The following is a 23407-nucleotide window of genomic DNA, read 5'->3' as shown; positions in this document are numbered from 1 at the left end:
GTCAGCCCCGGCTGCCAGGGTGACGGGCATGGACCTCGACACCTTCTGGCAGATCATCGACGACACCCGCGCCGGTGCCGCCGACGAGAGCGAACACGCCGACGCGCTCACCGAGCACCTCGCCGGCCTGGCGCCCGATCAGATCGCCGACTTCGACCGGCACTACGCGCAGCAGAAGGCCCGCTCCTGCACCTGGCTGCTCTGGGGCGCGGGCCACCTCGTCAACGGCGGCTGCAGCGACGACGGCTTCGACTACTTCCGAGACTGGCTGATAGGCGCCGGCCGCACCCTCTTCGAACAGGCCCTCGCCGACCCGGACAGCCTCGCCGAACTCCTCACCCCCAACCAGGAGGAACTGGAAGCCGAAGACCTCGCCTACGCGGCCGCCCACGCCTACCGCCGCCTCACCGGCACCGACCTCCCCACCAACGACATCACCTCCGGCCCCCCAACCGGCGAACCCTGGGACGACGAAGACCTCCCCACCCTCCTCCCCCACCTATCAGCCCGCTTCACCGACTAGCCGCCCCCGCCCGCCCAACCCGGCCCACCTGGAGCGCTGCACAGGAAGTCGATCAGGCCGACTTCCTATGCGTGGGGGAGGGGATTCAAGCCTGCTCGGATCTGTGACCACGCCCGGCCGGTGGGGGCGCCGCAGATGATTCCCGTGCACCCGGATAGTGGCGGCGAAGCTCACTGAGTACGCGCTCGTCGACAGCCCTGACCTCCCACAACGAGCTGTCCACTTCGGTCAGGGCGATCATCGCCTCGTCCCCGGCGAACCCGAGTGCTTCGGCGTCGATCAGCTGGAGGAAGGGGGTCGTCAGCGACAACAGCGTCAACGTGTCCATGCCGCCGTCGGCAGACTGTCTCTCCATCTCGACGCAACGAGGATCGACGATTTCGTCGAACTCGACGCGCCACTTCAGCTCCAGGCCGAAGCTGCCCAGGCGGACCAGCAGCTCAGCCAGCGTCACGTAGTGCTCGCCGTACCAGGCAGGAAACGTGATCCCCTCCATCCCCACCTCTGCCGCGGCCGTCTTGCGTGACAAGCGACCCCCTTCATTCAACTGCCAACACTAGAGCGCGGCCCTGACCAGCTCACACGCCCCATCGGACAGTCCGCCCCTCGCCCCGGTGCCGTTTCCACCCCAGGGAATTATGTAGACCGACCGTCATATTCCTCGCTCCAGCCCCCCTGGGCGCGGGAGAGGGCGCCCGCGCCCGCCGCGAGCCGAATATGTAGACCGACCGTCTTATTCTGCGCTGCGCACGGTGGATTCCGCACAGGAAGTCGGTCAGGCCGACTTCCTGTGCAGGCCGGAGTGCACTCGCCGCGCGCATAGCTATGTAGACCGGTCTTCATATTCTGTGAGCCCCAAGTTCAGGCCGGGACCGCTGCGCAGGAAGTCGGCCAGATCGACTTCCTGCGGGGGCCTCCGTGGGGTTCGTCAAGGAAGTCGGGCTGCGTTCGGGAGCCGCGGGCGGGCAGCATGGCGGGATGCCGGATCTGCTGTGGGACGACGTCAGAAACTTCTTCGACCCTGACGTCATGGGTGCTCCGCCGAATGTGTTCGTGGAGGGCGCCTCGGTGGAGGACTGGCAGGCGGTGTTCGATCTGGTCCGGTCGAGTGGTGGGGCGTGGGAGTTCTTGGAAGGTGGCGTTGCTGGGCCCGTTTTCGACAGGTCGAATGGGTTCAGGCACGGATTTCGTGAAGCTGATCGCGAGGCCGCGACGGCCTGTTGTCGGTCCCATCGGGGAGTCGTCGACCTGCGACGCGTATGCCAAGGTGGCGGGCATGGATTGGCAGTCTGAGAGCCCAGGCCTCTGGGCGTTCCTGGAGTCACTGCACCGCGGCGAGATCCTTTCCGGCACCGTCGCGGCGATCGAGCGGTTCGGGGTCTTCGTGGCCTTGGACAACGGACCGGACCATCCCATGTTCCCCGGCGTCGGGTTTATCACGATCCCCGAACTGTCCTGGCGGCACATCGGAGCTCCGACCGACGTCGTGGAGGTCGGACAGCGCGTCTCATGCGAGTTCCTCCAATTTGACACCCACAATGCTGAGGCCAGACTGTCGTTGCGCTCACTGCTGCCCGACCCCTTTCAGGCCTTTGCCGACGGCACGGTGGTGGGGCAGACGCTTCGCGGGACGGTGTTCAAGGTGCTCCCCTTCGGCGCCTTCGTTGACGTCGGGGACGGAGTCGTGGGACTGGTGCCCTTCAAAGAGGTCCACGGCAGGCCCGCAGCCGGCCTGCCGGAGATCTTTCAGGTCGGCGACGAGATGTCAGTCGTCGTCACGGAAGTCGAGCGGCCGCAGCGAAGGGTGTTCCTTTCCAGGCTGTAGGACGCCCGGCCTGCCGGTGTCGTGCCGCTCAGGTGACTGCTTCACTCGCGGTTCGTTGGTCGGTCAATGGGTCGTCCGTGCGTGGGGAGCGTTGGCTGGCTTCGCTCGGTCGAACATGCTGCGCTTGAGCGCTTTAAAAGTTACGTGGAATCTGCCGGAGATGATCTTGTCTCCTCGGTGTGACCACGGACTTGGAGGATGGTTTGAGCGGCACGACGGTGCTGACGGAGAAGTGGCCGGTGCTGGGTCGGCATGAGCGGGCAGCGGCCTGGTTGGAGATCCGGACCGATCTCGGGCGCGCGCCGTCGATCCAGTCGCCGCGTACCGCGCACATATCGCCTTCCATGTAAGGGAGTTGGCCTCGCGGGCGGGCCGTCGCGGTGCGAATGTCGTCTCGATCGAGTCGAGGTCGGGGCTGGTGAACGCGACGATCCAGCGGCGGCTGGTGCCGGTCCGCGTGTTCTAGGACTTCCCGATGGAGGAGGGGCTGCGTGGGTCGAATCCGGTGGGCCGGGGCCGCCGGTGAACCATGGCAGTACTACGATCTCGGTCACGGGCTGTGCTCCTACTCGTTCTTCGAACAGTGCCAGCACCGGATGGCCTGCGCCCGCTGCGATTTCTACGCCCCAAGGCATCGACGGAAGCTCAACTCGTCGAATCCAAGGCCAACTTGCAGCGCATGCTCGTGAGCATTCCGCTCACCGAAGAGGAACGCGCCGCCGTCGACGACGGGCATAGCTCTCTCGACCGCTTGCTTGAGCGTCTCGCCGAGGTGGCCACCCCGGTCGGCCCGACCCCGGGCGAGCCCTGCGCCGAACCTTGTCGACCCCTGCCACTGACTGTCCGATCACCATCCGATTCCACCGACCGAAAGTGCTGCTGACATGCGACCCGCCCTCTTCACTGTCGACCTCCCGGGCCCGGGACGACTGAGCACCATGGCCAGACCCCGTGGCAATGACTGGCTCGAAGACGAGATGGGCGTGCTGAAAGACTGCGGCGTCGATGTCCTGGTCTGCGCACTCACCGAACCCGAACTCGACGACCTCGGCCTCGCGGGCGAACCCCGGACAGCTGCGGCAGTCGGGCTGCAGTTCGTCGCGATACCCATCCCCGACCGCGCCGTCCCCGACCTCACCATGATCCTGCCCACCCTGCACAGACTCGCCGAGCAGCTACACGAAGGCGCACACGTCGTCACTCACTGCCGGGCGGGCATCGGACGCTCATCCCTCCTCGCGGCCGCACTCCTCATCCTCAACGGCATCGATCCCGACACCGCTTGGAACCAGATCGAAGAGGCTCGCGGGCTCGCCGTCCCGGACACCGCCGAGCAACGAGGGTGGACGATGGAACTACTCAAATACGCATGATGTTGACAAATCAGATTCCTCAGAATGAGGTCGTTGACGCGGCCCTCGACCGGACCGGATGACCAGTCGGTGTTCAGGTCGAAGACGGCGGCGTCGAGGTCGGAGAGCAGTCCGGCGACGAAGTCGGCCAGGCCGCGCTGCTCGTCCGCGTCGACGTCGGCGATCCGGTGCCGCAGCCGCTCTCCTTCGCGGTTGGTCATGATGACCGCGAAGGTGCGGACGCGGCCAGACCGGCCGCCACATTCGGGTCGCTGCTGGGTGGGTGCCGCGCAGGAAGTCGGGTTGGTCGGCTTCCTGTGCGAGGTGAGGTGGGGTGGCGCCTGGTCAGTGGGTGTGGTGGTAGGTGGCGAGGGTGGTGAAGGCGGCCTTGGGGTCCCAGGGGAGGTCGGGGTAGGTGGTGCCGGGGCGGTCCTCGTAGACCTTGACGATGCCGTAGCTGGCGAGGTCGAGGTCGTCGCGGGGGTCGGCGTCGGGGCGGTGCACGTGGTCGTAGAGGGCGAAGGTGAAGACGAAGGTGGCGTCGATGCCGCCGGCGTCGAAGGCCTCCAGCAGTTCGCGCAGGTAGGCGGCCTGGCCGGCCTCGTCGCGCTCGTACGTGTCCTTCAGGCGGACGGGGCCCTCGGCGTCGTACTCGACGATGTCCAGGCCGAGCGCGCCCCGGTCGCCCGCGCCGCGGTAGCCGGCGGAGCCGAACTCGGTGATGGCGACGGGCTTTCCCTGTGCGGCCAGGTCGTGGACGCCGTCGGCGAACCGGTCGGCGGTCTCGGCGGAGCGGTAGAGGTCGAGGGAGATGAGGTCGAAGGGCGTCCAGTCGACGCGCTCCAGTGGTACGGCGGCGTAGGTGACGCGTCCGCCGAAGTGTTCGCGGACGGTGGCCACGGCCTGGTCGAGGAACGCGTTGACCCGGGCGCTGACCGGGCCGAGGTGTTCGCGGACGAGCTCGGGTCGGCTGAGCAGGGCGATGCGTTCGTCCGTGGTGTCGCCGGGCAGGAACCCCGGGTTCATCAGGCTGAGTTCGGCCCCGGTGACGAACACCACCTCGGCGCCGCGCCGCCGCAGCCGTTCCGCGCGTTCGGCGCAGTCGGCGAACAGGGCCAGTAGTTCGTCGGCGGCGAGTTCCAGCGGGTACGGGGAGTACCAGACCTCCAGTCCGAGGTCGGCGGCGAGTTCGATCCGGTCGGGGTCGCCGCCCATGACGCGGACCGCGTTGCAGTGCAGGTCGTCGCGGATGATGCGCAGTTCGCGTTCGACCTCCTTCGGGTCGAACCGGCTGCGGGAGTACGACCCGTCCTTGACGAATCCGGTGTCGTAGCTGATGCCTTTGGCGCGCACGGTGTCCTGCCTTCCTGGGGGTGGGGCGGGGAGCAGGCAAATATGGTACGGCTAGTACCCTAGTTGGCGCGGGCCGGAGAGGACAAGAAGGATGGGAGGGTAGGGGCGGTACCAACGGCGGTATCGACGGCGGTACCGGCGACGGGGCCGGACTGGATCGGACGGGACGAGGGCCATGGCCGGGCAGACACGGCGGCGCGGGGCGGCACTGGAGGAGGCGATCCTCCAGGCGGCGGTGGCGGAGCTCACCGAGTCCGGATTCGCCGGGCTGACCATGGACAAGGTCGCCGCCCGCGCCGGCACCAACAAGAACGCCCTCTACCGCCGCTGGCCCAACCGCCTGGCCCTTGGCATCGCCGCCTACAAGCAGCTGGCCACCGCCGCCGTGCCCCCCGACACCGGTGAACTGCGCGGGGACGCCCTGGAGTTGCTCCGCCAGGCGAACCGGCACTGGAGCTCCCCGCTCGGCGCCGTCCTGCGCGAACTCCTGGCCGCCGCCGGTGGCGCGGCGGAGTTCCTGGCGCAGCTCCAGGACCAGTCCGGCGAGGCCGCGGCCGCCCCCTGGCTCACCGTCCTGGGGCGCGCGGTCGCCCGCGGCGAAGCGGCCCCCGAGGCGCTCCACCCCAGGGTCGCCACGGTGGCGGTGGTGCTGCTGCGCAACGAGTTCGTGGTGCGGGGCGTGCCGACCGCGCCCGACGACGTCCTGGTCGAGATCGTGGACGAGGTCTACCTGCCGCTGATCCGGCGCCGAGGGCCGTCGGGCGTCTGAACGGGCCCGGAGTGGCGCCAGGCGGGAGTCGGCGGACGGGTCGAGGGTGGGCCCAGGACGGGCTGATGGCGGGCGCGGGCCTCCGGGGTCAGGAACCGCCGAGGTGGCGGGCCTCCAGGTGCACCGTCCGCTCGGTCTGTCCGGGGTCGGCCAGCACGCTGAAGCGGCTTCCGGTGGAGGTCGTGAAGTCGACGAAGAGGTCGTAGGTCACGTTCTTGTCGAAGGACCAGCCGAAGGCCCGGGTCTCGGCGTCGGAGTCGAAGCCCGTCCCTGCCCCCTGCCCGGGGCTCCAGTGGACGGGACGGGCCAGGTCCACCGAGTGGTCGGCGAGGAAGCGGTCCACGCAGTCCTTCGGAGCCCGGAAGCTCAGGTTCAGGGCCTCCCCGGGGTACTTCGCCGATCCGTGGAACCCGACGCCCTGAAGGTCGCACGCGGGCAGGTCCAGTCCGAACGCCTTCGTCACCTTTTCGAGGGTCTGCCCCTTCGGGCTGCCCGGGTACGCCCTCGGATCCGGATCCGGGCCCCCGGCCGCGCAGCCGGCCGTCAGGGCGACGGCGGCGGTCGCGGCCGCAGCCAGTGCGGCCGCGCGTCGCGCCGGCCGGGATCCGAACGGCCTTGCCGCGCCTCGCCCTTGCACGAATGTCCCCTCCCCGGACGGGTGCCGTCCCGCAGGGAGGGCCCCACGGGACGGTACCGAAGGCGGATCGGATGATCAACTGGCTCGGGTGCCCGGCAAGCCCCGCCCGGCGGGGCCTAACCGTTCCCGGCGACCAGGGAGTTGGTGAGCCGGTCGGCGACGGTGGTGTCGAGGGGGGCGTGGCCGAGGAGGAAGCGGTACCAGAAGACGCCGTAGACCTGGTCGACGATCAGGTCGAGGTCGGTGTCGTCGGCGAGTTCGCCGCGTTCGCGGCCGCGGGCGAGGAGGTCGCGCAGGGCGGTGCGGCGGGTGGCGGTGAAGGTCTGCATGAGGTCGGCGAGGTGGGGGTCGCGGGCGGCTTCGCGGACGAGGGTGCGCAGGGCGGGGGCGGTGGTGTCGCGCTGGGAGCCGTCGAAGGTGGTGGCGATGAAGGCGCGGAGGTCGGTGCGCAGGGTGCCGGTGTCGGGTCCGGGGACGTCCTGGTCGGCGCGGTCGGTGAGGGCGTCGAGCAGGACGGCGCCCTTGGAGGGCCACCAGCGGTAGACGGTCTGCTTGCCGACGCCGGCGGTGCGGGCGATGGCGTCGATGGTGACGGGGGTGCCGTCGGACTCGGCGAGCAGCTGGAGGGCCGCGTCGAGGATCGCCTGGTGGGCGGCCTCGTTGCGGCGGCGTCCGGTGTGCGGGCGGGCTTCGGTCATCGTGTTCCCTTTCCTCTTCCCCCGCTTGACAAGACTAGCAGTCTCGATAACATTATTGACGGAACTAGCGGTCTCGACAAGAGAAGGACACGCCACCATGAGCACCACGTCAGACCTCTTCACCGGACAGCGCGTCGTCGTGATGGGCGGCAGCTCGGGCATCGGCGAGGCCGCGGCCGCCGCCTTCGCCGCGGACGGCGCCGAGGTCGTGGTCACCGGTCGCGGCCGGGACCGGCTGGACGCCGCCGTCGCCCGGATCGGTGGCACGACCGTCGGCCACCAGCTGGACGCGGCCGACCCCGAGGCCGTCGCGGCCTTCTTCGCCCGGTCCGGCACCGTCGACCACCTGGTCGTCGCGGTCAGCGGCGCGGCCGGCAGCGGCCCGTTCGCCCAGCTCGACCTGGCCGACCTCGCCACCGGGTTCGACGCCAAGTTCTGGCCGCAGGTCCGCGTCCTCCAGGCGGCGCTGCCGCACCTGCGGGCGGACGGATCCGTCACGCTGATCACCGCCGCCTCCGCCCGCGCCGCGATCCCCGGCACCGCCGGACTCGCCGCCATCAACGGCGCGCTGGAGGCGATGGTCCCGCCGCTGGCCGTCGAACTCGCCCCGCTGCGGATCAACGCCGTCTCGCCCGGCGTCATCGACACCCCGTGGTGGGACCGCGTCCCGGCCGAGCAGCGGACGGCGCTGTTCGACGGCCTCGCCGCCACCACCCCGGTCGGCCGCGTCGGCCGGGCCGAGGACGTCGCGCAGGCGATCCGCCTGCTGGCCGCCAACACCTTCGTGACGGGCGTGGTGTTCGACTGCACGGGCGGGGCCAACCTGCCCACCGGGCGCTGAACGAACCGTCGGCCGCCCGGGCCCGGGCCGGAGCCGGCTCCGACCCGCAGCAGTGCCCGACCCGCAGCAGTGCCCGGGTCGCAGCAGCGCCCGGCCCGGAGTCGTCTCCGGGCCGGGCGTCGTCACGGTTCGGCCGTGCGGTTCGGCCGTGTGCGTTCGTGGGCCTGACCCCCGCCCGGCGGGGCGGGGGCCGGCCCGTGGGGCGCGGTCAGCCCGCGTACTGGGCGAAGATCTTCGCGAACTCGTACGGCTGCTGCGCGATGTTGGTGCACTTGGAGAGCGAGCCGCCGGTGCAGGCGTTGGCGTCGCGGGTGGCGTCCCAGAAGGCCAGCAGGCCGAGGTGGTTCTGCCGGGCGAAGGTCACCAACTGCTGGGCGGCGGCCTGGTTGTAGATCTGGTGGTCGTCGTTCTCGCCGATCATCGGGGTGACGCCGACCATGGCCCACAGCTGGGCGTCGGTCTTCGCCGGGTAGAGCGCCTTGAGCTGGCCGAACAGGGCCTGGGCGGCCTGCACGGCGGCGTTGCCGTAGTCGGTGCCGGTCCGGTAGTAGTCCATCGCCATGATGTTCACCAGGTCGACGGCGACCCCGGCGTCGCGGGCGGACTTGACGATGGCGACGCCTTCGGCGGTCAGGCCCTCGGGGAGGACGGGCAGGGTGAAGGAGACCTTGAGGCCGGGGTGGGCCTGCTGGAGCTTGGCGAGCGCGGCGGAGCGGCGGTCGTTGGAGGCGGTGTCGGCGATGGCCGCGCCCTCGATGTCGAAGTCGACGTAGCGCAGGTTGTAGGCGTTGACGACGGCGTCGTACTCGGCGAACAGCGAGTCCACGGTGGTGCAGGCGGCGGCGAGTTCGGTGCCGCTGGCGCCGCCGAAGGAGAGCTTGACGTCGCCGCCGGCCGCGCGCAGCGCGTCGATCTGGTCCTTGGCCCAGCCGGTGCGCGGGTCGTAGGCGTTGAACCAGCTGGCCTTGCAGCCGACGCCGGTGACGAAGCCCATGGTGTAGGCCTTGAGGTTGCCGGACTTGGCCATGTCGGGCATGGACGGGGTGGGCCAGGCGCCCATGTCGATGTAGGGCGCGACGGGGACGGCGACGTTCGGCGGCGGGGTGCTCGGGCCGCCGGTGGGCGTGCCGGTGGGGTCGCCGGTCGGGGTGCCCGAAGTGGGCGGCGGGGTGGTGGGGTTGCCGCCGCCGGGGCCGGTGAGCGTGATGTCGTCGGCGAGGTAGGCGCCCTGCCCGTACCAGCCGTGCAGGTAGACGGTGACGCTGGTGGTGGCCGGGCCGGTGGTGAAACTGGTGGACAGCTGCTGCCAGTTGGCGCCGCCCGGCGTCCAGACGGCCGGGTCGGTGACGCCGCTGCCGGTGGCGCCCAGGTAGACGTACTGGCCCTGCACCCAGGCGCTGAGGTTGTACGTGGTGTTGGGCTGGACGGTGACGGTCTGGCCGCACTGCGCGGTGTCGCTCGCGCCGACCGCCCCCTTCAGCGCGTAGCTGCCGCTGTGCGCGCCGGAGTTGACGACGCTGCCGGTCCCGCCGGAACAGCTCCATGGGCTGAGCGTGCCGCTCTCCAGGCCGGGGTTGGCCAGCAGGTTGCCGTCGGCGGCGCCGGCGTTCCCGGCGAGCGTGGCGAGGCCGCCGGCGGCGAGCGCGGTGGCGGCGGCGAGGCTCAGCAGCTTGGTGCGACCGGCGGGGCGGCGGTGCGTGGGGGCGGGCTGGGGCGCGCTGGGCATGGGGGTGCCTCTCGGGACGTGGGGCCGCCCGCGCCGCGAAGGGGGATACGCGGGGCGGGCGGCAGCATGGGGGCTGGTCCGGTGCGGGGGAGGAGCGCGGTGCTGAGCATCAAACTGGACTAGACCAGCTGTGCACGTCAAGCACTTCCGGGGCATCGGAGGCCCACTGTGGGAAGGTTTTAGGAACGGTTTAAGGCGAGCAGGTGTAGCTCGCGGGCTGGGAAGAGTCGTTCCCGATGAGGGTCTTCTCGTCGTTGCTGATCGCCTTGATCCTGAACGTGTCCGGGACCGCCGCCAACGAGTCCGCCACCACGCCGTCACGCCACAGGACGGGCCGCTGAGCCGTCCCGACGAACCTCGTGCCGCCCACGATTCCGTTGCCGCCGATGGCACTTGCCGTGACGGCGCCCGCGGTGATGGTCCGGGTCAGCGAACCCTGAGCGTCCCATTCGGCTTCGGCGTAGCTCGTGCCGGTGTCCGCGCCGCCGACGATGCGCCCGTCCCGGATCGCCTCAGGAGTGCCCTTGGCGTTGGAGCCCTGTGCGGCGAGCGTGTGCCACTGGCCGTTGAGGTCCGAGACGAAGCCGAACGAGTTGGTGGACCCGACGATCCTGCCCTGCTCGTCGATGCCGTTGAGGAAGAGGAAACTGACTGCCGGGAGGGGAAGTTCGCGGTACGTTCCCGGCGCGCTCGCCGGCCACACCACCAGGATGATCTTCGTTCCGATCCCGGCGGTCCCGGCGATGTCACCGGCGTTGTTGATCACGCTGGCCGACGAACCGTTCCAGTTCGGATTGGACGGCAGTGCGGTCGTCGTCCCGGAGCGGTCGAGCGTCACGGCCTTGAACTTGCCGCCGACGTAGTCGCTGCCCACCATCTGGCCGGCCGCGTTCACGCCCGAGATGTCGGGCTTGCTGCCGGGGAGCCGCAGCACGACCTTCCCGTTGTCCCACAGCGTCCCGTGTGCGTCCGTGTAGTCGTAGGGCCAGCTGGTGTTGCGCGTTCCGGTGACGCCGACTCCGTACCGGCTGCCGTCGCTCGCGGACACCGTGCCGGACGTGGCGGTGGACGGCAGCTCCCACGCCGTCCTCTGCCACTGGCAGGCCGCCGCCTGGGCGGTGCCGACCGGCACCAGGCCGAGTGCCGCCGTGAACGTCGCCACGGCGAGCGCGGATGCTTTCCGTCCGTTGAGTCGGTTCGATCGGTTGAATCGGTTCAATCGGTTGAACAAGGGATCCACCCTTCCTCACAGGGAGTGCACCTTCCGGTGACCGACCCTGTCAGGCTCGCCGTGCGGGGTGAAGCACTTTAAGCGAGGGGGAAACAACGGTCGGTGAGGAGGGGAGGGCCCGCCCGCCGGTTCCGAACCGGCGAACGGGCGGGCGGGCGGTTCAGCGGATCACCCGCAACACGGCTTGCACTCCTTGACCTGGACGTCGTCCACGACCGGGCCGGCCGCGCCCGCGTTGGTGCTGGCGAAGGTCAGCGTGGTGGAGGCGTTCCGCGCGACGAAGCTGAACTGGCGCCCCACGTAACCCATGTTGGTCGGCGACTTGCCGGTGGTGTCGAAGGAGAAGTCCTGGAAGTCCTGGCCGTCGACGAGCACCCGGCCGGTCTTCACGGTCGGTGCGGCCGCCGTGTTGCCGGCCAGCGCGTACGTCACGGAGTAGGTGGCGCCCGGAACGGTGGTGAAGGTCTGGGCGACGGCGCCGGTGGTGGCGCCGTTGAGGTCCACCGACTGGTCGCCCTCGGCGGCCTGCCAGAACCCGGCGCCGATCAGGTCGACGCTGCCGCTGGTGACCGTCCACGGGCCGATGGTCTGTCCGGCGTTGAACTCGGCGAAGCTGTTCGCCGGGGCCTTGGGCGACTCGAAGCTTCCGTCGTCGAAGCGGCTGAGGGCGCGGTGGCCGCCGGCGGCCTGCGCCGGGACGGTCACGGCGGTGGCGGCGGCCACGATCACCGCGACGGCGGCGAGGCGGGTGCGCGAGAACGTCATGGGTTCCTCCCCAACGAGATACCGAGTGGATGAGCCGATGATCGGCTGTGCCCAGAGAGTCCGCCGTCGCCACGAGCCCTGCCAAGACCGGACGGGTGGCGCCCGGTGGTGCGGAGGTTCCGTCGACGGGCTACCGCGCGCCGGTTTGACGGGTGATCGCCTGGTGTCGGCCGGGCGGTCGGCCTGCGCCCGCCCGGTGGCGGGACGTGGTGTGGACGAACGGTTCGGACTGCCGTGTCCGCTCGCATGGTGGTGAAGTCCGACGTACGCGCTCCGCCGGCGCCTCGGGCGCATCCCACTCCCGGGTGAGCCGAGGGCCGCTCATACGATCAACGCCCCCTCTGGCGGTCGGCGGACCGGAGGTGGATCGGGACCGGGTCGGAGGCGGATCGGGAGCGGATCCGAGGTGAATCCGAGGCGGATCCGGAGCGCGTCCGGACGGGCTTGACCTTGAGTGCACTCCAAGGTGAAAGCTGGACGCGTTGATCCACCGCAGCACCCCGCGAGCGGCCGGGCACACCACCACGATCGGAGCACCGTCATGCGCAACGCCACGTTCGGTACCAACGGCCCGGAGACCGGCGTCATCGGCCTCGGCTGCATGGGGATGACCTGGGCCTACGACGTGCAGAACCGGGACGACGAGAACTCCGTCCGGGTGATCCGGCAGGCGCTGGACCTCGGCGTCACCCTGATCGACACCGCCGACATGTACGGCCCCTACACCAACGAGGAGGTCGTCGGCGCCGCGCTCGCCGGCCCGTACCGGGAGCGCGCCTTCCTCGCCACCAAGGTCGGCATCGTCCCGGGCGGGGCCGGCCAGTCGGCCCGCGACGGCAGGCCCGAGCACGTGCGCCGCTCGATCGACGACAGCCTGCGCCGCCTCGGCACCGACCACGTCGACCTCTACCAGCTGCACCGGGTCGACCCGGCCGTCCCGATCGAGGAGACCTGGGGCGCCCTCGCCGAGACCGTCGCGGCCGGCAAGGCCCGCCGGATCGGGCTCTCCGAGGCGACCGTCGAGGAGATCAAGCGGGCCCAGTCGGTGCACCCGGTGGCGTCCGTGCAGTCCGAGCTCTCGCTCTGGACCCGGGACGTGCTGGCCGAGGTGCTGCCGTACACCGAGGAGCAGGGCATCGCCTTCCTGCCGTTCTCGCCGCTCGGCCGGGGCTTCCTGACCGGCAGCATCGCCTCCTTCGACGAACTGCCCGCCGACGACTTCCGCCGCCGGCTGCCGCGCTTCCAGCAGGACGCGCTGAAGGAGAACCTGGCACTGGTCGGCAGGGTCAGGGAGGTCGCCGAGCGGATCGGCGCGACGCCCGCGCAGGTCGCGCTGGCCTGGGTGCTGGCGCAGGGCCGGTACGTCTTCCCGATCCCGGGCACCAAGACGCCGCGCTACCTGGTGGACAACGCGGGTGCCGCCGAGATCGTGCTCTCGGCGGCCGACCTGGCCGACCTGGACGCGCTGCCGACGCCGACCGGCGAGCGGTACTGACCGGCGAGCGGGTACCGAGCGGCGGGCGGCACTGAGCGGCGGGCGGTACTGAGCGGCGGGCGGCACTGAGCGGCGGGCGGTACTGAGCGGCGAGCGGCACCGAAGGGCATGGGCCGCCGGGGTCGCCGGCCCCGCCCCGGAACGCCGTCAGGCCTCCCGGACCCAGATCAGCTGCCGCCCGGTCTCGGCGGGAGCCCGGACGGCGGCCTCGGCGACCCGGTCGAGCCGGTAGCCGAGCTTGCGCGGGACGGCCGCGCTGGCGCCGTTCGCCTCGTCGCAGTGGATCTCCACCCGCGCGATGCCGGGCAGCGCCAGGGCGGCCTCGGTCAGCGCCCCGGCCGTGGTGGTGGCGATGCCGCGGCCGGCGTGCCGGGCGGCGACCCAGTAGCCGATCTCCAGTGCGCCGGGGCCGATCCGGCCGTGCAGGCCGAGGGCGCCGACCACGCCGCCGGGTTCGGCGTCCAGGCCGACCAGGTACATGAAGTCGGTGCCGGCCTCCCAGGCGCGGGAGCCGGCCCGGGCGAGCTCGGCGGTCTGCGCCCGGGTGGGGGGCTCGGCCGCCCACTCCATCCAGGGCCGCAGGTGGTCCAGGTTGGCGCGGACGGCCTTGTTGAGCGCCATCGCGTGCGTGCTGCGGCGGCGCAGCAGCGAGATCCCGCCGGGCAGCCGCAGTTCCTCGGGCGGCCGCCCGGCGGTGACGGCGGTGGGGCCGGGCGCGTGGAGCGGGGCGGGCGGGTACTTGCAGGACCGTGACTGCGGGTGGCTCATGAGCGCGATTATGTCCTTGGCCGGGACCTGTCACCAATGAATTCCAGACGGCCTCCCACCAGGCCTCTCACCGGTCCCCGCCCCCGCCCCGCCACGCCCCGGCGCGCCCGGCCGTACCCCGGCGCACCTGGGCGCGCACGCGCCCGGCGCTCAGAGCCGGATCAGCACCTCGTCCAGCTCCTTGCGCCGCAGATCCGGCACCCGCGCCCCCTCGGCCGGGTAGCCGACCGGGATGACGTACGCGGCACGCTCCTCCAGCGGGCGCTCGCAGACCTCGTTGAGGAACTTCATCGGGCTCGGTGTGTGGGTCAGCGTCGCCAGCCCGGCCTGGTGCAGCGAGGCCAGCAGCAGTCCGACCGCGATCCCCACCGACTCCTTGGTGTAGTACGGGCGCGGCGAATCGGGCCCCTTGTGCACCTCGAACACCACGATCACCGCCGGCGCGTCCTCCAGGAACGGCTTGTGCCAGTCGGTGCCGATCGGCGCCAGCGCGGCCAGCCACTCCTCCGACGCCCGGTGCGCGTAGAACTCGCGCTCCTCGACCTCGGCGGCCTCGCGCAGCCGCCGCTTGCGCTCCGGGTCGGTGATCACCACGAACCGCCAGGGCTGGACGTGCGCACCGCTGGGCGCGGTGTTGGCGGTCCGGATCGCCCACTCGACGACGCCGTCCGGGATCGGGCGGGTCGCGTAGTCGCGGACGGTCCGGCGCTGCGCCATCACGTCGTGGAAGGACTTGCTGCGGGCCTCGGCCTCGTGGGCCGGCACCGTCATCGGGGTGAGGGGGACGGTCGGGTAGGGCGTCCCTGCCACTGCACTGTCAACCATGGCCGACAGCACAGCACATGACGGCCGCGCCGGGAAGAGGTCGAGACCAATCCGCAGATCAGGTCCATCCGGCAGGGCCGTCCGGAACGCCCATCCGGCGGGCCCATCCGGCAGGGCCGTCCGGCAGGCCCGCCCTGCCGGACGGGACTACAGCTCGTGCACCCGCCCGTCCCGGACCTCGATCCGCCGGTTCACCGAGACGGTGTCCAGCATCCGCCGGTCGTGGGTGACCAGCAGCAGGGTCCCGGTGTACGAGCCGAGCGCCGCCTCCAACTGCTCGATCGCGGGCAGGTCCAGGTGGTTGGTGGGCTCGTCCAGCACCAGCAGGTTGACCCCGCGCGCCTGGAGCAGCGCCAGCGCGGCCCTGGTGCGCTCGCCGGGGGAGAGGGTGCCGGCCGGGCGCTTCACGTGCACCGCCTTGAGGCCGAACTTGGCCAGCAGGGTGCGCACCTCCTCCGGCGTGAACTCCGGGACGGCGGCGGCGAAGGCCTCCGCCAGCGGCTCGCCGCCGAGGAACAGCCCGCGCGCCTGGTCCACCTCGCCGACCACCACGCCGGAGCCCAACGAGGCGCTGCCGCCGTCGAGTTCGAGCCGGCCGAGCAGGGCGGCCAGCAGCGTCGACTTGCCCGCGCCGTTGGCGCCGGTGATGGCGACCCGGTCCGCCCAGTCGATCTGGAGGTCCACCGGGCCGAAGGCGAAGTCGCCGCGGCGGGCGACGGCCGCGCGCAGGGTGGCGACCACCGAGCCGGAGCGCGGCGCGGTGGCGATCTCCATCCGCAGCTCCCACTCCTTGCGCGGCTCCTCGACCACGTCCAGCCGCTCGATCATCCGCTGGGTCTGCCGGGCCTTGGAGGCCTGCTTCTCGGTGGACTCGGCGCGCTGCGCCTTTCCGATCTTGTCGTTGTCGGAGGACTTGCGGCGGGCGTTGCGCACGCCGTGCTCCATCCAGCCGCGCTGCATCCGGGCCCGGGCCTCCAGCCCGGCCTTGGTGTCGGCGTACTCGTCGTACTCCTCGCGGGCGTGCCGGCGGGCCACCGCGCGTTCCTCCAGGTACGCCTCGTAGCCGCCGCCGTACAGGTTGACCTGCTGCTGGTGCAGGTCCAGCTCCAGCACCTTGGTGACGGTGCGGGCCAGGAACTCGCGGTCGTGGCTGATCAGCACGGTGCCCGCGCGCAGGCCCTTGACGAAGGCCTCCAGCCGCTCCAGGCCGTCGAGGTCGAGGTCGTTGGTGGGCTCGTCCAGCAGGAAGACGTCGTAGCGGGAGAGCAGCAGCGAGGCGAGGCCGGCCCGGGCGGCCTGGCCGCCGGACAGCGCCGTCATCGGCAGGTCGAGCGAGACCTTCAGGCCGAGCGAGTCGGCGACCTCCTCGGCGCGCTCCTCCAGGTCGGCGCCGCCCAGCTCCAGCCAGCGGTCCAGGCTCGCCGCGTACGCGTCGTCGGCGCCCGGGCGGCCCTCGACCAGGCCCTCGGTGGCCTCGTCCAGCGCGGTCTGCGCGGCCGCCACACCGGTGCGGCGGGCCAGGAAGTCGCGCACCGACTCGCCCTCGCGCCGCTCCGGCTCCTGCGGCAGGTGGCCGATGTTGGCGCTCGCCGGGCTGAGCCGCAGCGAACCGCCCTCGGGGGTGTCCAGCCCGGCCAGCAGTCGCAGCAGCGTCGACTTGCCGGCGCCGTTCACGCCGACCAGGCCGATCACGTCACCGGGGGCGACGACCAGGTCCAGGCCGGAGAAGAGGGTGCGTTCGCCGTGACCGGCGGCGAGGTCCTTGACTACGAGTGTGGCGCTCATGATGAGCCCGATTGTAGGAGGAGCGGGCCGGGTGGCGGAAAAGCCCGGGGCCGCGGCGCGGCTGCCGCGACCCCGGGGACCGGCCACGCGGGCCGGTCAGGAGGTCACTTGGACTTCTTCGAGAAGTAGTCGAACATCCGGGCCGCCACGTCGTCCAGGTACGGGCCGGCCTCCCAGGTGCTGGCGCCGTTGCCGATCGAGGTGTCGCTGACCAGGGCCGGCTTGCCGTCCTTGGTGGCGACCCAGCCGCCGCCGCTGCTGCCGCCGGTCATGTTGCAGCCGATCATCAGCATCGCCGGGCGGCTCGGGTCGCCGGTCTTCTTCACCGGCTTCCCGCTGTCGCAGTGGTCCAGCTCGACGCCGTCGAACGGCTTGCCGGCCGGGTAGCCGTACGCGCTGACGCTGCTGAGCTGGTCACGCGGGGCGTTGAACCAGATCGGCACGGAGCCGCCGACGGTCTCCTCCAGCGACTTGCCGTTGCCGCTCGGGTCGGCGACCTTGATGATCCCGAAGTCGTACTGGCTCCACGGGCCGCCGTGCTCCGGGTCGGCCTCGGCCGACCACTGCGGCGAGACCATGCCGGCGGTCGCGCCCCACTCGCCGTACGGCTCGGCGTCGGTCTCGCTGGCCTGCTTGCCGCCGCTCAGCAGGCCGTTGCTGTTGTAGGCCGGGGCGAAGGAGATGTTGGTGTAGTACTGGCCGCCCTTGCCGCCGTTCAGGCAGTGGCTGGCGGTCCAGACCAGGTTGCTCCTGCCGGGGTTGGCCGGGTCGGAGACGACGGTGCCGGAGCACACGTAGTCCTGGTTCCCGTCCTTGAAGAAGAGCTTGCCGTTGACGTGCAGGTTCTTCGCGAACGGGTGCTGGGTCGGCTTGGCCTCGATGACGGTGGGCAGCGCGTCGCCGGTGCTCGGGGGCTGGGCGGTGGTGGGCTGCGCCGGGGCCGGGGTGGCCGGCTTCGAGGTCGGCTGGGCCGGGGCCGCGCCGGTCGGCTGGGCCGGCGGCTGCGTCGGGTCGGCCTGCGGCTGTGGCATCGGCTTGGGCTTGGCGTTCAGGATCCGCTGCAGCGTCCAGTAGCCCTTGACCGCCGGAGTGATCACGTTCTGCTGGGCCCACCTGTCCCAGTCCTCGAACTTCCAGGTCTTCAGCTCTTCGGCGGTCGGCAGCTTGATCGGCGCCGCGCCCGGCTTGCCGGTGGCGCCGGCCGCGACCGTCGGCGCCGTGGTCCGGGCCGTGACCGGGTCGCTGTTGTCCGGGCCGCACGCGGTCGCGGCCAGCACGGTCAGCGCGGCGACGGAGGCGCCCAGGACAGCACGGTTCGGCCGGTACATCGGTGACATGACTTCAAATCCCCCTGTGAATAACCGCCACGCGACCCCTTCCTCGGGTACGGCTCCGGGGAGCCGCAGGCGTGGCAGGGGAGGAGTCTGCCACGCGGACAAAGGCCTCCTCGCGCACACCCCGGGACCGGGGCGGGGCCGTCACCGGATCGGCACCGGACCGGCACCCGCCCTCCTCCGGCCCTCCGGAATCCGGTCGGCTCCCACCCCGGCGGCCGCTTCCCGGTGCGTGTTCGGGTGCGTGTCCAGGGGCGCTTCCCGGGGCGCTTTCCGGTGTGCTTCCCGGTGCGCTTTCCGGTGCGCCGAAATTCGGTTGCCCGGGTCCGGCGCCGTGCGTAGCGTGGACGGAGTCATCCGCCAGACAAGGAGAAGGCCGTTGCTCTACTGAGGTCCCGAGACACCGCCCCCGCCGCGCAGGCCCTTCGCCGCGCGGTGTGCGAGTGTGCGACCTCAGTCACGGCCCCGTGGCGAGCCCGATCCGGCTGATCCGGATCCGCCCCGCCCTCCCCCCGGCCGTACCGGCCCGCACCCGCGGTGTCTCCCCGTGTTGCTCATCGTTCCCTTCGGCAACCACCCGGGAGGCCCTCCATGGCACAACCCACCACCGCCGTCCTCTGCACCGATCTCACCTTCGAGTGGCCCGACGGCAAGCCCGTCCTGGACGGCTTCCACCTCGCCGTCGGCCCCGGCCGCACCGGCCTGATCGGGCTCAACGGCGCCGGCAAGTCCACCCTGCTGCGGCTGATCGCCGGCGAGCTGACCCCGACCGGCGGCACCGTCCGGATCGACGGCGAACTCGGCTACCTGCCCCAGGGGTTGACGCTGGACACCACCGTGCGGGTGGACGAGGCGCTCGGCATCCGGGCCACCCGCGAGGCCCTGCACGCCATCGAGTCCGGCGACTCCGACCAGCGCCACTTCGACGCCGTCGGCGACGACTGGGACGTCGAGGAGCGCGCCCGCGCCACCCTCGACCGGCTCGGCCTGCACCGCCTCGGCCTCGACCGCACCACCGGGGAGCTCTCCGGCGGCGAGGCCGTCCTGCTGCGCCTCGCCGCCCTGCTGCTGCGCCGCCCCGACGTCCTGCTGCTCGACGAGCCCACCAACAACCTGGACCGGGCGGCCCGGGAGCGGCTCTACGAGACGGTCGCCGGCTGGCACGGCGTCATGCTGATCGTCAGCCACGACCGCGAACTGCTCCAGCACGTCGACCAGATCGCCGACCTGCGGGACGGCGCGGTCACCTGGTACGGCGGCAACTTCGCCGAGTACGAGCGCACCCTCGCCGCCCAGCAGGAGACCGCCGAGCGGCTGCTGCGCAACGCCGAGGCCGACGTCGAGCGCCAGAAACGGGACTTGACCGAGGCCCGCACCCGGCTGGACCGCAGCGCCAGCTACGGCAGGAAGCGCTCGGTCACCCGCAACGACCCGCACATCTTCGCGGGCAAGCTCAAACGCCAGGGCCAGGAGACGGCCGGGCGGCTCCAGGGCATGCACACCGAGCGGCTGGAGGAGGCGCGGCAGCGGCTCACCGCCGCCGAGGAGGCGGTGCGCGACGACGCCGAGATCCGGATCGACCTGCCGCGCACGGCCGTCCCGGTCGGGCGCACCGTGCTCACCCTGCAGAAGGTCCGGCTGCCCTACGGCACCACCGCCGACCTCGACCTGCGCGGCCCCGAGCGGATCGCCCTGGTCGGCCGCAACGGCTCCGGCAAGACCACCCTGCTGCGCACCATCGCGGGCGAACTCGCCCCGCTGGAGGGCGAGGTCAGCACGCCGGTGCCGTTGCGCCACCTGCCGCAGCGACTCGACCTGCTGGACGACAAGCTGACCGTGGCGGAGAACGTCAAGCTGTTCGCCCCCGCCGCCGGGGACAACGCGATCCGTGCCCGGCTGGCCCGCTTCCTGTTCCGCGGCGGCCGGGCCGACCAGCCCGCCGCCACCCTCTCCGGCGGCGAGCGGTTCCGGGCCACCCTGGCCGCGCTGCTGCTGGCCGACCCGCCGCCGCAGCTGCTGCTGCTCGACGAGCCGACCAACAACCTGGACCTCGCCAGCGTCCGCCAGCTCACCCAGGCGCTCGCCGCCTACCAGGGCGCGCTGATCGTGGCCAGCCACGACGTGCCGTTCCTGCGCGGCCTGGGCCTCACCCGGTGGCTGGAGCTGGACGGCGAACTGCGGGGGGTGGATCCGATGTAGCGGGGGGCGGGTCCGATGCAGGGGGCCGGTACGGCGCGGGCGGCCCCGCCCGCGCCGCGGCCGCTACTGCTCGCCGAGGACGCGGCGGGCCGTGCTCAGGGCGGAGTCCTTGAGCCCGGCCGACTCGTCGTCGGTGAACACCGGCGTGCGGATGTCCGGCGGAATGCCGGGGCCGTCGAAGGTGCTGCCGTCGGGCGTGAGGTACTTCTCGTTCGGCAGCACCACCATGAAGTCCGGCGAGAGGGTCTTGATCAGCACGTCGGAGAAGACGCCCTGGGTGTTCTCGCCGATCCGGACGACGTGCGGGGAGCGGCCCATCAGGGTCTGGGTGAAGGTCTCGGCGGCGCTGATCGACAGCGAGGAGGTGAGCAGGGCGACGGGGCCGGTGAAGTGCTCGGTGTGCGCGGGCCGCACCACGACCGGCTGCGGCCGGGTGAACTTCGTGGGGTCGGCCGGGTCGTCGCGGGCCACCTTGCGGTAGGCGACGTACGGGCGGTCGGTGAGCCGGGCGGCGATCTGCTGCCCGAGCGCGTCCGAGCCGCCGCCGTTCAGCCGGACGTCGATCACCAGGCCGTCGAGCCGGTCGGGATCGGCGAGCAGGGCGTCCAGCGCCCGGTCGAGCTCCTTGGCCTGGGCGGCGAATCCGCCGGTCGCGTAGCCGTCGAAGCCGCTCACCCGCAGGTAGCCGACGCCGTCCGGGAGCCGGCCCACACCCAGCCGGCTCACTCCCTGCGCGTTGACCGCGAACTCCTGTTCGGGGCCTGTCAGTTGTGCGTCGACGGCCTTGCGGGCCGCGTCCCGCAGGGCGGGCGTCGACTTCAGCGAGCCGTCGCGCCGGCCGGAGTAGACGCCGGTCGGGCCGGTGCCGGTCACCCGGGCCAGACTGGTGTGCGCGTCCTTGAGCGGGGTCAGCAGGTCGATGAAGACCTGCTGGAGCTGGTCGGTGGTGGTCGCCGGAGTGATCTTCGCGCGCTGCTCGTCGCGGGCCGCGTGCCAGTCGATCCCCTTGGCGGCGAAGAAGGGGTAGTTCTCCTCGAAGGTCTCCCAGAACCGGTCGAAGACCGCGAGCGGGTCGTCGGGGGCGGGCCGGGCGCACAGCGCCGGCAGCGCGTCCAGGCGGCGCAGCGTCTTGGTGCCCGTCCCGCCCTCCTCGGCGTCGATCGCCCGGCGCCCGCCCGGCTGCGGGGTGAGGGTGAGGGCGTTGTCGCCCAGGACGTACCGGACGGTGCCGTCCCGGCCGGGGGCGCCGTCCTGCGTCCCGGTGACCCACCCGGGCACGCAGCTGTGCGTCGTCACGTCGTAGGTGGTCAGGCTGCTCCCGGAGACCACGGCCACCAGGCCGTACCCGTCCATCTGCCAGACCCCCTGGAGGGACCTGCCGCCCCGCCCGTCCTGGCCGTCCGCCTGCGTCGCGGCCACCCCCGGCGCCGCCACCGCGACCGTCGTCGCGAGCGCCACCGCCGTGGCCGCCGCCGCCACCGCGACCGTCGTCGCGAGCGCCACCGCCGTGGCCGCCGCCGCCCTGCCCGCCGTAGTCCTGCCGACCGCCGCCCTGCCCGCTGCCCTGCGCGTCATCTCCGGCCTCCGCCGAACCGCCCGGCCTCCCCCGCGGAACCGCTCCGCCGCCTTGCCCCCGACGCTACGGCGGCCCCCACCGCCCCGGCGTCATCCCGGGCGTCCGACCCCCGCCCGACTTCGGGGCTACCCGCGGCTCCGCCGAAACCACTCCGTGGGGGTATCGACAGCAAACCCCTTTGACGGCGGGTGAAAATCCTCCGCCGGTGGTCCCAACTCCGTTGCGCTCCAGTACCATCGGCGCCATGCCTGCGCTCAACATCGAGTACACGGAGCACGAGCTCGCCGCGATCCGCGAGGCCGCCGCCGCGGACGGGAAGAGCATCAAGGCGTACATCCACGACCTGAGCGTGCGGGAGCAGCAGCGGCGGGTGTTCGTGGACCACGCGGTGGCGTTCTGGAAGTCGCACCGGGCGGAGTTCGACGCCGCGTTCCCGGAGGACGCGCCGGCGGCGTGAACGGCGCGGCGGGGGTCCGGGGATGATGCTGCTCCACGTCGACCTGCGCTGGCTGCTCGACGTGCAGGAGCTGGCCTCGCCGGAGGACCTCAGCGTGCGGGACTACTCCGCGCTCCAGGCCGCCGTCGCCCGGCACCGGGTGAACACCGCGCAACTCGGCCACGACGCCGACGCCGCCTGGTGCGCGGCCACCCTGATGCACACCATCGTGCTGCTGCGCCCCTTGCCGGTGCGCAACAACCTGTACGCCTGCATGACGACGGCCGCGTACATGCACGCGGCCAAGGAGGGCATCGACCCGCCGTACGGGGCGCTGGTCGAGCTGGCCCGCGACATCGCGGCGGGCGGGGCGGACGTGTTCGCGGCGGCCGACCGGATCCGCTCCTGGCGGATCTGAGGCCGGCCGCCGCGCGGACGGTCACCCGGGGAGGGCGCCCCCGGGAGAAGCCGTCATCTGCGCCCGGGCATTCAGGACTTGGCGGACCTCAGCTTGCCCGCGACCAGCGTTCCCAGCCGGTCCAGGCCGACCACGGCGGCGGCCAGCACCACGAACTCGACCGTCAGCAGGGCTATCTGGCCCCAGACGTAGCCGTAGCCCTTGGTGGTGGGGTCGAAGAAGAAGTAGGGGTAGGGCGTCGGGTAGTCGTCGAACAGCGCGTTCCGGGCGAGCACGATCGCCGCGTAGCCGAGCGGGAAGGCCAGCCAGAGCGGGATGTCCTTCCAGGCCGCCGCGTTGCGCGGCTTCAGCACCAGCCAGTCGGCGATCACCATCACCGGCGTCACGTAGTGCAGGAAGAACGACGACCAGTGCGCGAGCTTGTCCGGCCCGCTGACCAGCCCGGGCAGCGGGTTGGCGCCGTGCTGGAGCAGGACGTGCGAGACCAGCCCGGTGATCAGTATGTACAGGGTGGCGGCGCCGCGCAGCCGGGGCGCGGGCGCGTCCACGGTGTCGCGCTTGAGCATCCAGTACACGGCGCCGATGAAGTAGCCGAGCACGATGACGTTGCTCTGCACGGTGAAGAACACCAGCGGCGCGGTTCCGAGGGTCAGGCCGAGGCCCGCCGAGAGCACGATGCCCATGCGCCACCACAGCGCGGGGCGGGTCCGGACTGTCATGCGGCCACCAGTTCGTTTCAGGCGATACGGGAGGTATCGGACGGTTGAGGGGGAACGTCGCACTCTACTCGCAGGTAGCGGGGCGACGGAAGAAACGGTCCTCCTCGGGCCCGGGCCCGCCGGACTCCGCAG

At 71.9% G+C, this 23407-nt stretch carries 22 protein-coding genes; 9 read left to right on the top strand and 13 right to left on the bottom strand.

Going from position 1 to position 23407, the window contains the following annotated elements:
• Nucleotides 1-28: 28 nt before the first annotated feature.
• Complete coding sequence (locus ACFVTF_RS08675) at nucleotides 29-523, top strand: DUF4240 domain-containing protein (protein WP_387810995.1); 495 nt, start codon at nucleotides 29-31, stop codon at nucleotides 521-523.
• 85 nt (nucleotides 524-608) lie between these two features.
• Here ACFVTF_RS08675 and ACFVTF_RS08670 read toward each other — a convergent pair whose 3' ends face one another.
• Nucleotides 609-1052, bottom strand: a complete 444-nt coding sequence (locus tag ACFVTF_RS08670; RefSeq protein ID WP_387810992.1) for a hypothetical protein — start codon at nucleotides 1050-1052, stop codon at nucleotides 609-611.
• Nucleotides 1053-1712: 660 nt separating this feature from the next.
• On the opposite strand from ACFVTF_RS08670, the gene ACFVTF_RS08665 reads away from it, so the two are divergent.
• Nucleotides 1713-2348, top strand: coding sequence for a S1 RNA-binding domain-containing protein (locus ACFVTF_RS08665; protein WP_387810989.1), 636 nt, complete (start codon nucleotides 1713-1715; stop codon nucleotides 2346-2348).
• A gap of 884 nt (nucleotides 2349-3232) precedes the next feature.
• A complete protein-coding gene (locus ACFVTF_RS08660) occupies nucleotides 3233-3721 on the top strand; it encodes a tyrosine protein phosphatase (RefSeq protein ID WP_387810986.1) in 489 nt (162 codons plus the stop codon).
• Between the two features lie 324 nt (nucleotides 3722-4045).
• Here ACFVTF_RS08660 and ACFVTF_RS08655 read toward each other — a convergent pair whose 3' ends face one another.
• Entirely contained in the window at nucleotides 4046-5053 is a 1008-nt protein-coding gene (locus ACFVTF_RS08655; RefSeq protein WP_387810983.1) for a hypothetical protein, read from the bottom strand.
• A 175-nt stretch (nucleotides 5054-5228) separates the two neighbouring features.
• On the opposite strand from ACFVTF_RS08655, the gene ACFVTF_RS08650 reads away from it, so the two are divergent.
• Nucleotides 5229-5822, top strand: coding sequence for a TetR/AcrR family transcriptional regulator (locus ACFVTF_RS08650; RefSeq protein ID WP_387810980.1), 594 nt, complete (start codon nucleotides 5229-5231; stop codon nucleotides 5820-5822).
• A gap of 88 nt (nucleotides 5823-5910) precedes the next feature.
• Here ACFVTF_RS08650 and ACFVTF_RS08645 read toward each other — a convergent pair whose 3' ends face one another.
• The gene (locus ACFVTF_RS08645; RefSeq protein ID WP_387810977.1) at nucleotides 5911-6285 is read right to left on the bottom strand and encodes a hypothetical protein; all 375 of its coding nucleotides are present in this window, start codon (nucleotides 6283-6285) and stop codon (nucleotides 5911-5913) included.
• Between the two features lie 290 nt (nucleotides 6286-6575).
• Nucleotides 6576-7157: a TetR/AcrR family transcriptional regulator gene (locus ACFVTF_RS08640; protein WP_387810974.1), complete on the bottom strand. Its 582-nt coding sequence runs from the start codon at nucleotides 7155-7157 to the stop codon at nucleotides 6576-6578.
• A 97-nt stretch (nucleotides 7158-7254) separates the two neighbouring features.
• Between ACFVTF_RS08640 and ACFVTF_RS08635 the strand changes: the two genes are divergently transcribed.
• Nucleotides 7255-7998, top strand: a complete 744-nt coding sequence (locus ACFVTF_RS08635) for an SDR family oxidoreductase (RefSeq protein WP_387810971.1) — start codon at nucleotides 7255-7257, stop codon at nucleotides 7996-7998.
• Between the two features lie 208 nt (nucleotides 7999-8206).
• On the opposite strand, the gene ACFVTF_RS08630 is transcribed toward ACFVTF_RS08635, so the two are convergent.
• The 3 genes from ACFVTF_RS08630 to ACFVTF_RS08620 all read right to left on the bottom strand — a co-directional run bounded on the left by ACFVTF_RS08630 (nucleotide 8207) and on the right by ACFVTF_RS08620 (nucleotide 11720).
• A complete protein-coding gene (locus ACFVTF_RS08630) occupies nucleotides 8207-9724 on the bottom strand; it encodes a carbohydrate binding domain-containing protein (RefSeq protein ID WP_387810968.1) in 1518 nt (505 codons plus the stop codon).
• Between the two features lie 190 nt (nucleotides 9725-9914).
• Nucleotides 9915-10964, bottom strand: coding sequence for a hypothetical protein (locus ACFVTF_RS08625; RefSeq protein WP_387810965.1), 1050 nt, complete (start codon nucleotides 10962-10964; stop codon nucleotides 9915-9917).
• 159 nt (nucleotides 10965-11123) lie between these two features.
• Nucleotides 11124-11720 carry a choice-of-anchor C family protein gene (locus ACFVTF_RS08620; RefSeq protein WP_387810963.1) on the bottom strand — a complete coding sequence of 199 codons (597 nt, stop codon included), beginning with the start codon at nucleotides 11718-11720 and terminating at the stop codon, nucleotides 11124-11126.
• A 541-nt stretch (nucleotides 11721-12261) separates the two neighbouring features.
• On the opposite strand from ACFVTF_RS08620, the gene ACFVTF_RS08615 reads away from it, so the two are divergent.
• A complete protein-coding gene (locus ACFVTF_RS08615) occupies nucleotides 12262-13215 on the top strand; it encodes an aldo/keto reductase (protein ID WP_371516409.1) in 954 nt (317 codons plus the stop codon).
• A 147-nt stretch (nucleotides 13216-13362) separates the two neighbouring features.
• Here the strand turns inward: ACFVTF_RS08615 and ACFVTF_RS08610 are convergent, their stop codons facing one another.
• The 4 genes from ACFVTF_RS08610 to ACFVTF_RS08595 all read right to left on the bottom strand — a co-directional run bounded on the left by ACFVTF_RS08610 (nucleotide 13363) and on the right by ACFVTF_RS08595 (nucleotide 17930).
• Nucleotides 13363-13983, bottom strand: coding sequence for a GNAT family N-acetyltransferase (locus ACFVTF_RS08610; RefSeq protein ID WP_371516408.1), 621 nt, complete (start codon nucleotides 13981-13983; stop codon nucleotides 13363-13365).
• Between the two features lie 150 nt (nucleotides 13984-14133).
• Nucleotides 14134-14808, bottom strand: a complete 675-nt coding sequence (locus ACFVTF_RS08605; RefSeq protein ID WP_371516407.1) for a nitroreductase family protein — start codon at nucleotides 14806-14808, stop codon at nucleotides 14134-14136.
• Between the two features lie 147 nt (nucleotides 14809-14955).
• Nucleotides 14956-16593, bottom strand: a complete 1638-nt coding sequence (locus tag ACFVTF_RS08600) for an ABC-F family ATP-binding cassette domain-containing protein (RefSeq protein WP_387810958.1) — start codon at nucleotides 16591-16593, stop codon at nucleotides 14956-14958.
• A 104-nt stretch (nucleotides 16594-16697) separates the two neighbouring features.
• On the bottom strand, nucleotides 16698-17930 hold the full coding sequence (locus tag ACFVTF_RS08595) for a hypothetical protein (RefSeq protein WP_387810955.1): 1233 nt from the start codon (nucleotides 17928-17930) through the stop codon (nucleotides 16698-16700).
• A gap of 588 nt (nucleotides 17931-18518) precedes the next feature.
• Here ACFVTF_RS08595 and ACFVTF_RS08590 point away from each other — a divergent pair.
• Complete coding sequence (locus tag ACFVTF_RS08590; RefSeq protein WP_387810952.1) at nucleotides 18519-20126, top strand: ABC-F family ATP-binding cassette domain-containing protein; 1608 nt, start codon at nucleotides 18519-18521, stop codon at nucleotides 20124-20126.
• 63 nt (nucleotides 20127-20189) lie between these two features.
• Here the strand turns inward: ACFVTF_RS08590 and ACFVTF_RS08585 are convergent, their stop codons facing one another.
• Nucleotides 20190-21701, bottom strand: coding sequence for a S41 family peptidase (locus tag ACFVTF_RS08585; RefSeq protein WP_387810949.1), 1512 nt, complete (start codon nucleotides 21699-21701; stop codon nucleotides 20190-20192).
• A gap of 245 nt (nucleotides 21702-21946) precedes the next feature.
• Between ACFVTF_RS08585 and ACFVTF_RS08580 the strand changes: the two genes are divergently transcribed.
• Both ACFVTF_RS08580 and ACFVTF_RS08575 read left to right on the top strand, forming a co-directional pair.
• Nucleotides 21947-22159 (top strand): hypothetical protein, encoded by a 213-nt coding sequence (locus ACFVTF_RS08580; RefSeq protein WP_063351004.1) that lies wholly within the window; start codon nucleotides 21947-21949, stop codon nucleotides 22157-22159.
• Nucleotides 22160-22184: 25 nt separating this feature from the next.
• Complete coding sequence (locus tag ACFVTF_RS08575; protein WP_350884595.1) at nucleotides 22185-22556, top strand: toxin Doc; 372 nt, start codon at nucleotides 22185-22187, stop codon at nucleotides 22554-22556.
• A gap of 71 nt (nucleotides 22557-22627) precedes the next feature.
• Here ACFVTF_RS08575 and ACFVTF_RS08570 read toward each other — a convergent pair whose 3' ends face one another.
• Nucleotides 22628-23275, bottom strand: coding sequence for a Pr6Pr family membrane protein (locus tag ACFVTF_RS08570; protein WP_363371201.1), 648 nt, complete (start codon nucleotides 23273-23275; stop codon nucleotides 22628-22630).
• Nucleotides 23276-23407: the final 132 nt, after the last annotated feature.

Source organism: Kitasatospora sp. NPDC057940 (assembly GCF_042887425.1).
Taxonomy (GTDB): Bacteria; Actinomycetota; Actinomycetes; order Streptomycetales; family Streptomycetaceae; genus Kitasatospora.
The sequence above is the reverse complement of the archived record's forward strand: the minus strand, read 5'-3'. Positions and strand labels throughout refer to the sequence as shown.

Bases quoted from the DNA above. Each gene is read 5' to 3' on its own strand.
- ACFVTF_RS08675 (WP_387810995.1), top strand. From the start codon at position 29: ATGGACCTCGACACCTTCTGGCAGATCATCGACGACACCCGCGCCGGT.
- ACFVTF_RS08640 (WP_387810974.1), bottom strand. From the start codon at position 7,157: ATGACCGAAGCCCGCCCGCACACCGGACGCCGCCGCAACGAGGCCGCC.
- ACFVTF_RS08590 (WP_387810952.1), top strand. From the start codon at position 18,519: ATGGCACAACCCACCACCGCCGTCCTCTGCACCGATCTCACCTTCGAG.
- ACFVTF_RS08660 (WP_387810986.1), top strand. From the start codon at position 3,233: ATGCGACCCGCCCTCTTCACTGTCGACCTCCCGGGCCCGGGACGACTG.
- ACFVTF_RS08650 (WP_387810980.1), top strand. From the start codon at position 5,229: ATGGCCGGGCAGACACGGCGGCGCGGGGCGGCACTGGAGGAGGCGATC.
- ACFVTF_RS08575 (WP_350884595.1), top strand. From the start codon at position 22,185: ATGCTGCTCCACGTCGACCTGCGCTGGCTGCTCGACGTGCAGGAGCTG.
- ACFVTF_RS08615 (WP_371516409.1), top strand. From the start codon at position 12,262: ATGCGCAACGCCACGTTCGGTACCAACGGCCCGGAGACCGGCGTCATC.
- ACFVTF_RS08630 (WP_387810968.1), bottom strand. From the start codon at position 9,724: ATGCCCAGCGCGCCCCAGCCCGCCCCCACGCACCGCCGCCCCGCCGGT.
- ACFVTF_RS08600 (WP_387810958.1), bottom strand. From the start codon at position 16,593: ATGAGCGCCACACTCGTAGTCAAGGACCTCGCCGCCGGTCACGGCGAA.
- ACFVTF_RS08635 (WP_387810971.1), top strand. From the start codon at position 7,255: ATGAGCACCACGTCAGACCTCTTCACCGGACAGCGCGTCGTCGTGATG.
- ACFVTF_RS08620 (WP_387810963.1), bottom strand. From the start codon at position 11,720: ATGACGTTCTCGCGCACCCGCCTCGCCGCCGTCGCGGTGATCGTGGCC.
- ACFVTF_RS08585 (WP_387810949.1), bottom strand. From the start codon at position 21,701: ATGACGCGCAGGGCAGCGGGCAGGGCGGCGGTCGGCAGGACTACGGCG.
- ACFVTF_RS08595 (WP_387810955.1), bottom strand. From the start codon at position 17,930: ATGTCACCGATGTACCGGCCGAACCGTGCTGTCCTGGGCGCCTCCGTC.
- ACFVTF_RS08570 (WP_363371201.1), bottom strand. From the start codon at position 23,275: ATGACAGTCCGGACCCGCCCCGCGCTGTGGTGGCGCATGGGCATCGTG.
- ACFVTF_RS08580 (WP_063351004.1), top strand. From the start codon at position 21,947: ATGCCTGCGCTCAACATCGAGTACACGGAGCACGAGCTCGCCGCGATC.
- ACFVTF_RS08605 (WP_371516407.1), bottom strand. From the start codon at position 14,808: ATGGTTGACAGTGCAGTGGCAGGGACGCCCTACCCGACCGTCCCCCTC.
- ACFVTF_RS08610 (WP_371516408.1), bottom strand. From the start codon at position 13,983: ATGAGCCACCCGCAGTCACGGTCCTGCAAGTACCCGCCCGCCCCGCTC.